13 protein-coding genes are annotated in these 12970 nt (G+C 59.5%); 7 read left to right on the top strand and 6 right to left on the bottom strand.

What is annotated here, in order from left to right:
- Positions 1-217 precede the first annotated feature (217 nt).
- On the top strand, positions 218-838 hold the full coding sequence (locus H1B37_RS19025) for a hypothetical protein (protein WP_182868248.1): 621 nt from the start codon (positions 218-220) through the stop codon (positions 836-838).
- A 2-nt stretch (positions 839-840) separates the two neighbouring features.
- Here H1B37_RS19025 and H1B37_RS19020 read toward each other — a convergent pair whose 3' ends face one another.
- Complete coding sequence (locus H1B37_RS19020) at positions 841-1449, bottom strand: metallophosphoesterase family protein (protein WP_182868247.1); 609 nt, start codon at positions 1447-1449, stop codon at positions 841-843.
- Positions 1450-1537: 88 nt separating this feature from the next.
- A complete protein-coding gene (locus H1B37_RS19015; protein WP_182868246.1) occupies positions 1538-2830 on the bottom strand; it encodes an outer membrane protein assembly factor BamB family protein in 1293 nt (430 codons plus the stop codon).
- A 141-nt stretch (positions 2831-2971) separates the two neighbouring features.
- Between H1B37_RS19015 and H1B37_RS19010 the strand changes: the two genes are divergently transcribed.
- A complete protein-coding gene (locus H1B37_RS19010; protein WP_182868245.1) occupies positions 2972-3970 on the top strand; it encodes a Gfo/Idh/MocA family protein in 999 nt (332 codons plus the stop codon).
- A 68-nt stretch (positions 3971-4038) separates the two neighbouring features.
- On the opposite strand, the gene H1B37_RS19005 is transcribed toward H1B37_RS19010, so the two are convergent.
- Positions 4039-4464, bottom strand: coding sequence for a YkgJ family cysteine cluster protein (locus H1B37_RS19005; RefSeq protein WP_182868244.1), 426 nt, complete (start codon positions 4462-4464; stop codon positions 4039-4041).
- Between the two features lie 685 nt (positions 4465-5149).
- Here H1B37_RS19005 and H1B37_RS33925 point away from each other — a divergent pair.
- From H1B37_RS33925 to H1B37_RS18980, 5 genes are all read left to right on the top strand, one after another.
- Positions 5150-5830 (top strand): ribonuclease HI, encoded by a 681-nt coding sequence (locus tag H1B37_RS33925; protein WP_353620866.1) that lies wholly within the window; start codon positions 5150-5152, stop codon positions 5828-5830.
- Positions 5831-6064: 234 nt separating this feature from the next.
- Complete coding sequence (glgB, locus tag H1B37_RS18995) at positions 6065-8314, top strand: 1,4-alpha-glucan branching protein GlgB (protein ID WP_182868317.1); 2250 nt, start codon at positions 6065-6067, stop codon at positions 8312-8314.
- A 94-nt stretch (positions 8315-8408) separates the two neighbouring features.
- A complete protein-coding gene (locus tag H1B37_RS18990) occupies positions 8409-8828 on the top strand; it encodes a bifunctional nuclease family protein (RefSeq protein WP_182868243.1) in 420 nt (139 codons plus the stop codon).
- A 12-nt stretch (positions 8829-8840) separates the two neighbouring features.
- Positions 8841-9698: a pantoate--beta-alanine ligase gene (gene panC, locus H1B37_RS18985; protein ID WP_182868242.1), complete on the top strand. Its 858-nt coding sequence runs from the start codon at positions 8841-8843 to the stop codon at positions 9696-9698.
- Positions 9699-9953: 255 nt separating this feature from the next.
- Positions 9954-10922: a UDP-glucuronic acid decarboxylase family protein gene (locus tag H1B37_RS18980; protein WP_182868241.1), complete on the top strand. Its 969-nt coding sequence runs from the start codon at positions 9954-9956 to the stop codon at positions 10920-10922.
- 89 nt (positions 10923-11011) lie between these two features.
- Here the strand turns inward: H1B37_RS18980 and H1B37_RS18975 are convergent, their stop codons facing one another.
- From H1B37_RS18975 to H1B37_RS18965, 3 genes are all read right to left on the bottom strand, one after another.
- Positions 11012-11683 (bottom strand): 16S rRNA (guanine(527)-N(7))-methyltransferase RsmG, encoded by a 672-nt coding sequence (locus tag H1B37_RS18975; protein ID WP_182868240.1) that lies wholly within the window; start codon positions 11681-11683, stop codon positions 11012-11014.
- A gap of 20 nt (positions 11684-11703) precedes the next feature.
- A complete protein-coding gene (locus tag H1B37_RS18970; RefSeq protein ID WP_182868239.1) occupies positions 11704-11898 on the bottom strand; it encodes a hypothetical protein in 195 nt (64 codons plus the stop codon).
- A gap of 80 nt (positions 11899-11978) precedes the next feature.
- Positions 11979-12647 carry a PEP-CTERM sorting domain-containing protein gene (locus tag H1B37_RS18965; RefSeq protein WP_182868238.1) on the bottom strand — a complete coding sequence of 223 codons (669 nt, stop codon included), beginning with the start codon at positions 12645-12647 and terminating at the stop codon, positions 11979-11981.
- Positions 12648-12970: the final 323 nt, after the last annotated feature.

Here is a 12970-nt window from a genome sequence, read left to right as displayed (position 1 = left end):
TCGATTTTCGCCGCTTGCCCACGGTGACACGTGATCGGTCGACGGTAATCGAGGCGTGGAAAGTGACACAAAATCGCTTTCACGGTTCACTGTATCTTAACGCGGCACGGGGGGCGGGCAAGGGTTGGGCAGAATGATTCGGGGCAGAATGATGGAAGGCAGATCGACGGGCGGAATGGAATCGTTTTTTGGTCGATTTTTTTGGCGATGCCGTAACATGTTGGGGCTCGGTCCGCTAGGCGAGTTAGCTACCCGGCGGACCGGCCAAGGGCAAACGCCGCTGGTGCATTTCATCGAGTTGCCCCAAGACAAGAGCAGGACCGTCATGAATCGCCGCTTCTTCATCTCGCTGATCGTCGTTCTCACCGTCCTGACAGCCGCATCGTCGCCCGAGCAGCAGGCGGTCGCCGGCGGGAACAGCGGATGGGGCTGGGCCAAACCAATGAACAAGCGGATGGGCGCGTTCTACACGAGCAACAAAAACGCCAACTTCAGTCGCAACTCGACGAAACGATCGACGTCCTACCGGTACCACCATCGTCCGCCCGCGGCGACCAAGTATCGGCCGGCACCGCCGCGTCAAATCCTACCGCATCGGATTCCGCAGCCCGTCGCCCCTGTGCCAACACCGGCAGTGACGCCGCCTCCGATTCCAGCGGCTGAATCATCGCTCGGGTTGAAGAAACAGGTGTCGATTTGGACCGCCGGCGGAGTCGCAAAGCCACCCGTCCAAATTTCAAAGACAAAGGTCCTGCCGCCCCCGAACGCGCTTCCCGGCAGCTCCGCTGTCGCCGCCCCGTTGCCCCACGCATCGACGACGAACCGGTTCTGGCAATAGCCTCAATCAAAGTCAATTTCGACGACCACACCGCGCGGGCCGGCGTTGAGCACCCGACTGGATTCGAGCGTGACTTGTTTTTCCCAATCGTCATGGATGTGCCCACAGACGACCAGGCGCGGCCGCTTGGCGAGCACACACTCGCGAATCGACTCGCTGCCACGGACTCGCCGACCACTATCGCGATCGACCGTGTCCAGCGGCGGCGAATGCACGACCAACACGCCTTGCTCCGGGCACCCCTGAAGCAACTCCGTGGCCTGCGTTTCGTCAAAGTCATAGGACCAGTCGCCGAAGGGCGTTACGGGGATGCCGCCGCCGACGCCCCAGAAGGCCACCCCGGCGTGTTCACATCCCTCGCCATGCAACACCGTTGCAGACTTCCACCCCGCCGTCGCGACACGCAGTTCATCGACGGTTTCGCCGTTGCCAGGCACCAAGATCGACGGCTTGTCGATGTCCGCCAGGATGTCCAACGTGTCGGCCAGGCCTTCGTGGCGGTTGGCAAAATCGCCCGCACCGATCACGACGTCGACGTCTTCGGCAAGCCGCACCAGATTGCGCGCCGCCTCTTGATTTCGGTGCAGATCGCTAAAGCAAAGGAATTTCATCGGTCAATCAATCAGAGAACGTGGCGTTGTCCATACAACCGTCAGTTTATCAATTTCGATGACGGACGACGATCGGTGCGACCAACGATCACGGCCCGATCGCGATCAGGTATTCCTGGCGGCGGCCGGATTCGTTGATCCCGGTGCGCACATACAGTCGGTTTCCGACGGCGACCGGGGTGGCGAAAATGGAGTCCCCGGTTTGAATCGTGGCCATCGACTCGAACCGATCCGGGAACGCCATGAACACAAACACTTCGCCACGTTCGCTGGCGACCACCACGTGGCCATCGGCCAGCAACGGCGACGCGCTGATCCCGCCCCCGAACAAACGCCTCTTCCACATTTCTTTGCCGTCTTGGGTCCGCCAGCAATAGGCCACGCCGTTGTCGGCCACCGCGAACAGATAGTTTTTGATCGCCAACAGCGACTGCTCATAGCACATCACCCGGTTGCTCCACAGCAATTTCTGCGAGCCGTCGGCAGCCACACACCACGTCCCCGCCTCGGGGTTGCCCCCGCTGACGATCACGCGACGGTCATCCCAGACCGCCGTCCCACAGATCGCTTCGGTCGTCGTTTGCACTTGCCACAACAACCGGCCCTTCGCCGGATCGTAGGCTGAAAAGGTTTCCGCACCGGCGATCAACAATTGTCGTGTTCCCGCGATCGTGGTCACGACCGGCGAAGCAAAATTCAGGTTCGTCGGCCGAGGGATTTTCCACGCCGGTTTGCCACTGGCGCGATCGAAGGCATAGATCCCACTGTCCCGGCCGTCGTACTCCGCCGCGACGATGACAAAATCGTCTTCGATGATCGGGCTGGCACCGTATCCGAATTGAAACGCGACCGGTTCGAAGTCGCAGACGCGCCGCTGCCAAAGCTGGCTGCCATCGGTCGAAAGCGCCGTCAGCACGATTGCATCGTCGGTATGAAACGATGCGAACAGTCGCTCCCCGTCATAGGCCATCGAGGGGGACGCATGCGAGTTATTGGGATGGATGCGACGCGGCAACGTGCCACGGTGCAACACGAACTCCTCGCGCAACTGTCCCGATTGAGCGTCAAGTTCCAACACCGACTGTGTCCCGGCATCGACATCCGCCGTGGTTAAGAAAATCGCATCGCCGACGAAAATCGGAGTCGAATGTCCGCGGCCGGGCAACTTGGTTTTCCAGGCGATGCCTTCCCCTGTCCCCAGGTCCCAGTGACGTGGCAACGTGACGTCCGCTGTGGCGTGATTGTCCGACGTGGGGCCGCGCCATTGCGGCCAAGGACCGGCGTCGGGGGCCTGTGCGAGGCAGACCACAGCGGCCGACAGAATCAACCATGCGGATGCGATCAAGCCGAAACGATGCGTCAGTGCGTTGAATTGTTTCATCGTGGAACCGTGGAAGCAAAACTGAATCAATGTTAGATTTCGACGCGCCGGGACGGGTACGAATCGAACGCTGGCACTCGTTGGCGACGATTCGAGGCTACAATGGCCGAGAAACCTACTTTGAAAAGGACAAGAGAGCGTATGCGTGCGGGAATCGTTGGCGTCGGATTTATGGGCTGGATTCACTATCTGGCTTACCAGCGAAGTGATCAAGCTGACTTGGTGGCTTTTTGCAGTCGAAATGAGGCGAAACGCAACGGCGATTGGACGGGCATCAAGGGTAACTTTGGCCCGGCGGGAGAACAAATCGACGTTTCCGACCTCGGCGTTTATGACTCGCTGGACGCGATGTTGGCGGACGATTCGATCGAGTTGATCGACATTTGTTTGCCGCCAAGTCTGCACGCCGAAGCGATCGAAAAATCGATCGCCGCGGGAAAGAAAGTTTTGTGCGAAAAACCGTTGGCGCTAACCGCCGCCGATGCGCGACGTCTGGCACAACTCGGTTCGCCGGGTGACGTGATGGTCGCCCACGTGCTGCCGTTCATGCCCGAATTCGGATTGTTGGTCGATGCGGCCCATGACCGGCGGTTCGGCAAACCGATCGCCGGGCGTTTCAAACGCACCATTTCGCCGCCGGATTGGATTCCAGATTTCTATGACCCGACCAGCGTCGGCGGACCGCTGATCGACTTGCACGTCCACGACGCCCATTTGATTCGCGTGTTGTTCGGGATGCCCGAATCGGTCGAAAGCAGTTGTGTTCGCAAGGACGGCGTGCCCAAGTTCTATGAAACCCTGTTCCGCTATGCCGACGGCCGCCCGGTGACGGCCGGCGGCGGTGTCATCGACTCTCCGGCGCGGGGATTCACGCACGGGTACGAGGTTTCGTTTGAAAAGGCGACAATTCAATATGAATTCGCCGCCTATGCCGACGAAACCACCGCGACGATCCCGCTGGTGATCCTGCATCAAGACGGTCGCGTCGAAAGGCCCGATCTGGGCGATGGAGATCCGATCACCAGCTTCGTCAAGGAGTTGGATGCGGCCGCCGAGTCGATTCGCAGCGGTGAAGTCTCGCCATTGCTCGATGGCAACTTGGCTGCCGACGCGATCCAGATCTGCCAGTGGCAAAATTAGGATTGGGTGGGATAGCCTTCCAACTGTCGGCATGTTCGTGACAGGCTGGACGCCGATCCCACGTTCCCCTACACCTTTTTCTGCTTTCGCTGGACTTCGATTTCTTCCAGCGTGTAAAGCTTTCCGGTACCGGCACCGGGACATTCCTCACAGGTCTCGCGCCAGGCCTTCTTCGTCTCGACGGTGGAATCCCAAAACGGCCACGTGCGACACTGGGTCGGCCGGGCCTGGTAGACCATGCAGGTTCGTTGTTCGGGATCCAACAAAATACAATCCCCATCGGGATACTCACGTAGACTTCGCTGGGTGCCGACACGGCGAATGAATCGGGATTCGAATTCATCGACCGTCAACTGCATCGCTTCGGCCATCGCATCGATTTCGTCTTGATCGACCCAAACGTAGCCGGGATCACCGCTGCAACACAAACCGCACTGCGTGCATTCGAAACGCAGACCTTCGTGGTACCAGGGGCGTTGGGATTGGCGTGGCATGGAGTGGAGGAGTGAAGGAGTGAAGGAGTGAAGGAGTGGAGGAGTGGAGGAGTGGAGGAGTGAAGGAGTGGAGGAGTGAAGGAGTGGAGGAGTGGAGGAGTGGAGGAGTGGAGGAGTGGAGGAGTGGAGGAGTGGAGGAGTAGACGTGCAGGCTTTGGGTGATCGCTTCCCGTGTTCCATGGTTCTTCCGGGCCGTCGTGCGAACGTAGCTACCTTCGCCAGAAGGTGGATCTCCGGCGCCTTCCCTACTCTGGCGAGCGCAGCTACGTCGAAGAGATGCCGCCCCGCTGGAAAGGACGTCGTCCTGCCCAACACCAACGACTCGAATCCGAGGCGGCGCGATTGTAGCGAATGGTAGCGTCCTGACAGCGGGCATCAATCGGCGCAAACAAAATCTGCTGGACAAACTTTGGCGGCGTGGCAAAGTTTGACGAGTTCATTCTTGCACGACGAGAGTGCCTGCCCCTCCCAATCCTGCGGGCGATTCTCGTCGTCGCACTCGATGGAATGGATCACTGGTTTGGCGGCCCGGATGCCTGAGCCACTCGCGGATGTGACGCGAGTCTGTTTTCTTCCCGAAGCATCGTCAATGGAGCTGCGTGCCGTGAAGTTGTCATTCCCAATCGACCCCGTCGGCCCTTCGCTGATGACGCAAAACCGAGCCCTCCATAATCCACCAATTGCCGTGCCCTCCTCTGGACTCCCCTCCCACCAGACCCCAGCAATTGAAACGGATTACCTGCTCGTTTGCGAAGCCTACTCACGTTCGCTGACCGATGGACGATGGCGTTTCACACTCGAAGCGGCCGACGGGGAATTGATTCTGGACGCCGAAGACCATGAGTTGGGCGACCTGAACCGGCTGACGTTGCTGGCCGCGGTCCGTGGCTTGGAATCGCTGGAAGGCCCCAGCGCGGTGACGCTGCTGAGCAACAACCGCTATTTGATTCGGTCCCTTTCGAATTCGTTGCCGCGTTGGCGTCAAAACAACTTTCGCTGGGAACATTTCGGCCGGCGGATCGAGGTGCAGCACGCCGACCTATGGCGACGCGTCGACCACGCTTTGGCGATTCACCGCGTCCAGGCCTGTTTGGTCAGCTCCTGTCTGGTCAGCCACGGTCACGACCGAGCGGCAGCCGGCGGCGGATCCCGGCAAACCACACCAAACCAGGCCCGTTACCGAATCGATTCGCCGGCAGGCGAGGCAAACGATGCCGCCGCCCCGCTGCGAAGGGCCCGCAGCGTGGTTCCCGCGCCGAGCACGCGGCTGCGGCGTTTGATCAACGGCGATGCGGTCCCGGCCCCAAGTCAATCCGGCACGCGTCGCCGCGGCCGATTCACCGCCGAAGACCTGCAATCTCCCTAAGCTGCAACCCTCCTGAGGACCGGCCGGCTCACCGCCCCACCGAAATCGATTCCATGCACCGTGCCGGGGGCTTTCGGCGATTGGCGTTTTGACGCCAGCGCTGCCTCCGGTGCCCCACGACTGCCTCCGCGGCCGTCCCCCCACAATTCACGACTCGGCAAACTTCACGGTCCCGCAATGGATTTTGCGGGCCGATCGTCAGACCTGACCTTTTTGGACCCCCTGTTTTTCGACATGCACACACAGATTTCCCTCACCGATCTCGGACGACTCGTTGACGGTCATTTGGAAAACCCCTCGTCCATCCTCGGACCGCACACGATCGATTACCGCGGCAATCGGGCCACGGCGGTTCGCAGCTTTTTGCCCGATGCCCAGGCGGCTTGGGTCGTTGATCGTCCCAGCGGCAAGCGTCGTCCGATGCGTAAACTGCATCCAGCGGGGTTTTTTGAGGCAATCTGCTCGGACGCGGTCGACGGGGCAGCGATCAGCCATAATGATGGTCAGGCATCCTCGACGCACTCAAATTATCGAATTCAAATGGCTGACAAAACTGGCAAACTCATCGAGACGCACGATCCCTACGCCGTGCCATCGATCCTGACGGATTTCGACCGCTACCTGCTCGGCGAGGGAAAATTCTACCGGCTTTACGAATCGCTGGGCGCCCAGCTGCGGACGGTCGACGAAATCGACGGCGTCAATTTCGCCGTCTGGGCCCCGAACGCGCGGATCGTCCAGGTGGTGGGCGATTTCAACGGCTGGGACGGACGCGGTCATGTCGCCAAACTGGACATGTCGGTCGGGATCTGGGAATTGTTCATCCCCGGCGCGAAAGCGGGCCAGAAGTACAAGTTCCGCATTCTGGACCAGCACGGCCAATGGATCGACAAGACGGACCCGGTCGGGTTCGCCGCCGAACTGCCGCCGCTGACCGCTTCGATCATCACCGATTTGGACACGCATCAGTGGAACGACGACGTCTGGATGAAGCGTCGCGCGGCGACCGACCCGATGCACGCCCCGATGAACGTTTACGAGTGTCACCTCGGCAGCTGGCAAAAGGGGCCGGGACGCACGCACGGTTGGCTGGACTATCGCGACCTGGCACACCGGCTGGTCGATTATTGCCACCGAATGAATTTCACCCACGTCGAACTGCTTCCGGTCACCGAGCACCCCTTCACCGGATCCTGGGGCTATCAAACGGTCGGCTACTTTGCCCCGACCAGCCGCCACGGCAGCCCCGAAGACTTCATGTACTTCGTCGACTACCTGCACCAGCATGATGTCGGTGTGTTGGTCGACTGGGTGCCCGCACACTTCCCCAAAGACGCGCACGGGTTGCGGCGTTTCGACGGGTCGGCGCTGTATGAACACGAAGACCCACGTCAGGGTGAACACCCGGACTGGGGAACGATGATCTTCAACTTCGGCCGCAACGAAGTTCGCAACTTCTTGGTCGCCAACGCGATGTTCTGGTTGGAGAAGTACCACATCGACGGTTTGCGAGTCGACGCGGTCGCGTCGATGTTGTACCTGGATTACAGCCGTGAAGATGGCGGCTGGATCCCGAACCAATACGGCGGCCGCGAAAACTTGGAAGCGATCGATTTCCTGCGTGAATTCAACGTGGCCGTTCACGAACACCATCCCGGTGCGGTGACCATCGCCGAAGAATCCACCGCGTGGCCCGGCGTGTCACGCCCGATTTACGACGGCGGATTGGGTTTCACCTACAAGTGGAACATGGGGTGGATGAATGACACGCTAACGTACATGCACAAGGAACCGATTCACCGCGGGCATCATCAAAACGATTTGACCTTCAGCATGATCTATGCCTTTACGGAAAACTTCATGCTGCCGCTCTCGCACGATGAAGTCGTCCACGGCAAGGGGTCGTTGATCAGCCAGATGCCCGGCGACATGTGGCAGAAATTTGCCAACCTGCGACTGCTGTACTCGTACATGTGGACGCACCCCGGCAAGAAACTGTTGTTCATGGGCGGCGAGCTGGCACAGTGGAACGAGTGGAACCATGACGACGGTCCGGATTGGTTGCTGTTGGACTTTGAAACCCATCGTGGGGTGCAGGAATTGGTTTCCGACCTGAACCGATTGGTCGTCAAGAACCCGGCGTTGCATCAGCTGGACTTCACCGAAGACGGATTCGAGTGGGTCGACTGCATGAATTGGCAGGAAAGCACGCTGATCTACTTGCGGAAAGGTCTCGAGGGCACCGAGCCGATCTTGGTCTGCTGTAACTTCACGCCGGTCGTCCGCAAAGACTATCGCGTCGGTGTTCCCAAGAGCGGTTTCTGGAAAGAGATCTTCAACAGCGATAGCGAACGCTACGGCGGGACCAATGTCGGCAACTATCCGGGGGCCAAATCCACCGGCGAAGGCCACCACGGACGCCCCGACAGCATTCTGGTCAACCTGCCGCCGCTGGGCGTGACGATGTTCCGCATGGAAAAATAGGCGTCTGCCCTATCGTGCCCGAGCTGGCGATCGGTGGTAAACTCAGAACCAGTGTTACGTCTGACGAATTCCAGTCCCATTCTGGTCCGCCGCAATGCCGGTTCAAATGCAACTTGCTCGGATCATCATTTCCGAGCTGACCGAAAGCCAAGTGATCTATTTGCGCGAGATCGATGGGGAGCGTGAGTTCCCCATCCTGATCGGCATTTTTGAAGCGACCAACATCGATCGTCGCGTCAAAGAAGATGGCTATCAACCGCCGCGACCGCTGACCCATGATCTGATCGTCCGCACCGCCGAGGCGCTCGGCGGGACGATTCACAGCGTGGTGATCAGCGATTTGAGCAACCAGACGTATTACGCTCAATTGCGCGTCGAGACCGACGACGGCGAAATGATCGAGATCGATTCGCGGCCCAGCGACGCGATCGCCGTCGCCGTCACCTTCTCACCGCCGTTGCCGATTTTCGTCGCCGAGCATGTTCTCGACGAAGCGACTTCGAGCTTGCCTTAGCCGACGACCGAAATGCAGATTCTAAGTACGACCGAACAAGCGTACCAGTTTGTTTGGCAATCACGTCGCAACGGTCAAACGGTAGGCCTGGTCCCCACAATGGGCGCGCTCCACGAAGGCCATCTGTCGTTGGCCAAGACGAGTGTCGGCCAGTGCGACCAAACGGTGGCCACGATTTTCGTCAACCCGACGCAGTTCGCTCCCCACGAGGACTTGGATCAATACCCGCGAACACTTGACGCCGACCTGGAAGGGCTGCGCAGCGTCGGTGTGTCCGCCGTGTTTGTGCCCCAAAGCGACGTGATCTATCCGCCCGGATTCAGCACAACGGTTCAACCGCCCGACGTCGCCCGGTCTCTGGAAGGTGCGTTTCGTCCCACGCACTTTCAAGGCGTCGCCACGATCGTGCTGAAACTGTTTCACATCCTGCCCGCTTCGCACGCGTTTTTCGGCCAGAAGGACTACCAGCAATTGTGCGTGATCCGGGCGATGGTCCGCGACCTGAATGTGCCGATTGAAATCGTCGGCTGTCCCACCGTTCGCGAATCCGACGGACTGGCGATGAGCAGCCGGAACCGTTATCTGGATACGGACCAGCGGACACGCGCGCTGCGACTGTCCGCGGCGCTGAAGGAAGCCGAAAAAGCGGTCCTGGACGGCCAACGCGATCCCGAGGCCGTCGAACGGATCATGCACGCCACGCTCTTGGCCGGCGGACCCGATGACGGCGTCGATTCGATCGATTACGCAACGGTCGTCGATGCCGTCACCTTACAACCGATCCGGCAAATCCAAGACCAAGCGGTCGCGCTGGTGGCCGCCAAGGTGGGATCGACGCGATTGATCGACAACCGACTGATCGATCCTTAGCCGAACAACAGTCCCGTTTGGACGTCCCGACACCCGCCAGAGCGTGGAACGCGCCAGGAACCCATCTTCTGGCGAAGAAGATCAAGATCGACCGGCGTTGAAGCATCCATCCATCGTCTTGACGGGCGGTGATCAAAGCGTTCTGCAAAAAACGCAGGCCTTCATTTCTATTCAATTTGTCTCCGGCCGGAAATCGCGTCATGATATCCGCCAATCATCCACGAGTGCCTCTTCACATCCTCCCCGATCCGTCAAATGATTCAACGCATTCTTGTTACCGGCGGAGCCGGATTCTTGGGTTCCTACCTGTGCGAACGACTGGTCGACCAGGGTCACGATGTCATCTGTTTGGACAACTTCTTCACCAGTCAGAAAAGCAACGTCGCCCACCTGCTCGATTTCCCAAACTTTGAACTCATCCGGCACGACATCACACTGCCGGTTTTTTTGGAGGTCGACCAGATTTACAACATGGCGTGCCCGGCGGCACCGGGACATTACCAGTTCAACCCCATCAAGACGATGAAGACCAGCGTGATGGGCGCGATCAACATGCTGGGGATCGCCAAACGCTGCGGCGCACGGATTCTGCAAGCCAGCACAAGCGAAGTTTACGGCGATCCCGAAATCCACCCCCAGGTCGAATCCTACCGCGGCAGTGTCAACCCGATCGGGATTCGAGCCTGTTATGACGAAGGCAAACGGGCGGCCGAAACGTTGTTCATGGACTATCACCGCAGCAACGGCGTGGACGTCCGGATCGTTCGGATTTTCAACACCTATGGCCCCCGCATGCACCCCTTCGACGGTCGCGTCGTGTCCAACTTCATTCGCCAGGCACTGGCCGGTGAAGACATCACGATCTTTGGCGACGGCTCTCAAACCCGATCGTTCTGTTTCCGCGACGATCTGGTCAACGCCATCATCGCGATGATGAATCACAACGATTTCACCGGCCCGGTCAATATCGGCAACCCCGATGAATTCACGATCCGCGAATTGGCCGAACAGGTGATCGAAATCTCCGGATCGTCCAGCAAGCTGGTCCAACGACCGCTGCCGGCAGACGACCCGACGCGGCGGCGGCCGGACATTTCCCTGGCCCGGAAAGAACTCGATTGGCAACCGGAAATCAAACTCGCCGATGGATTGCGGCAAACGATCGATTGGTTCAAATCGATCGACCTGAGTGACTATCGCCCGCCGACGCCCAACTACGTCTAAGGCAGGTATGCAGAAATGTGGGATAGGCTTCCAGCCTGTCGGCGTCGCAATGACAGGCTGGAAGCCTATCCCACTGTTCCGCTTCGATATCAGCTGATCTTCATCGCAAGCTCACGCCCCTTGGGCCAGACCTGGACGATCGCGCCTTGGTCTTCGTCGCTTTCATCCCCCAGCGGATAGGACGCCACCTTGCGCAGTTGCAGGTTGCCCATCAATCCCAGGTGACGCGCCTCGCCGCGCTCCTGGATCCATTTCGGCCCCTTGATCAGCAACATCCGGTCGACGTTACTCCAGTGCGGCTCGATCCATCGGCAGAGCTTGGCGATGCTTCCCACCGCACGGCAAACCAGGCTGCTGAACCGGAAATCTTCTAACAAGTCTTCTCCGCGGGCCGAATAAACAGGCACGGGAAGATCCAAATCCGCAATCATCTCGCCCAGCACGCTGGCCCGCTTGGCAACCGATTCGGCCAGTGAGACGTCGATGTCCGGTCGCAGGATCGCAAGCGGAATTCCCGGCACGCCATTGCCGCTGCCCAAGTCCAGCACTTCTTCGCCCGGATCCAGGATCGGCGCCAACTGCAGGCAATCCCGCAGGTCTCGGCCGACGAACAAATCCCACGTCGTGTGGCGGGTCAGGTTCAACTTTTCGTTCCAGCTCCACATCGCCAGGGCATAGGCCTGCAAACGCTCGGCAACCTCTCCATCAAGTTCGACGGAGTGGTTCTTCAGGGCGGTCTCAAAATCTGGATCGAGGGGCATGGGCGAAATGTGTTGAAAGGTCAAACGATGTGTGCCCAAATGATGATGCAATCATCCTGGTTTGGGAACATCCCGCCGAACGGGATTTCACGATGGGACGGGATTGCCGCGCTGGCCAGCCCCCACGATTGCCGCAGCGACGCTCGCCAGAGCGTGGACGCGTTCGGAAAGTCGCCGTGTTCTCCGAACTCGGCGCACGCGAACAAGCGACGCATCGCCCCCCACCGACCTCGGAGAGGACAACGACTGTCCAGCCCAAGCGAAAATGAAGCGGCGGTGGACGACGAGTGCTTCGTTAGCTTCGCCGCCGCCGGAGAAACACCCCAGCGGAGGCGAGCATCAACATGGCCGCCGCCCCCGGTTCGGGAATCGCAACGGCACCGACGGTGACCACGCCCGGCGAGACACTGATATCGAGGTCCGCCTCGCTTTCGTCGGTAAAAAAAGACGTCAAATCCACCCTCACTTCAAATTGGTCGCCCGCGGTTGCCACCGGAATCGCCCCGCCCAGCTGGTGGCGAACGTCGACTGATGCCAGCAAGTGCCCCGAGGTCACCGGAACATTCATCGGATCTCCCAGGGCGTCGACGCTCAAGTCGTAAAGCGTGATCCGATTGCCGGAGTTGATTTGCGTCGAAGGGAGGTTTTCGATGACCGATTCGCTGGTCGCGGCAAAAATGTAGTCGGCGTCGGCAAGAAACGCCTCCGATTGTGGTTCGACAAACACCAGCGAACTGCCGGGGGCGGCGCTCAGCGGCGTAATCTCCAGGATCAACTCGAACTCCGCCAAGTCCTGAGGCGGGGTGTCGCTTTCGATACCGATCTCCAGCAACAAGTCTCCGCCGGCGTCGATGGTTCCGCTGCCGACCGAGATCGCAAACTCGGCACAGGCGGAGGCGAGCGAGAAATGCAGTGCGATCGCGAAAGCCACCATCAAACGGAGAAACGGAGTAGACTTGAACATCGGCTCTAACCAGAAGAAAAGCGTGGGGTTGCTAGCGCGATTGTAGATTGCGAATCGAACAAGCGTTCACACCGTAGAATAGTTAGAAACCGAACCCTGTTCGAACACTTTTCGGGGGCCGTTCGTTTTTTGCACTTTCCCCGGGTTGTGATCGCGGCGCTCGTTCGCGCCAATCGTAGTGCCCCGTCTCTGAACCACCGCCCGTTCGACGACTACCGGAATCTGTCCTGAATGAGTCTCACGCCCACCCCCAGCTGGACAATCGGACTCCCCTATGGCGTTCGCCTTGGAACCACCCTTGGTCATTGGTCCATCGCGGCTAT

This window comes from Stieleria mannarensis (assembly GCF_014154935.1).
Classification (GTDB): domain Bacteria; phylum Planctomycetota; class Planctomycetia; order Pirellulales; family Pirellulaceae; genus Stieleria; species Stieleria mannarensis.
This window is presented reverse-complemented; position numbering and strand designations above follow the sequence as displayed.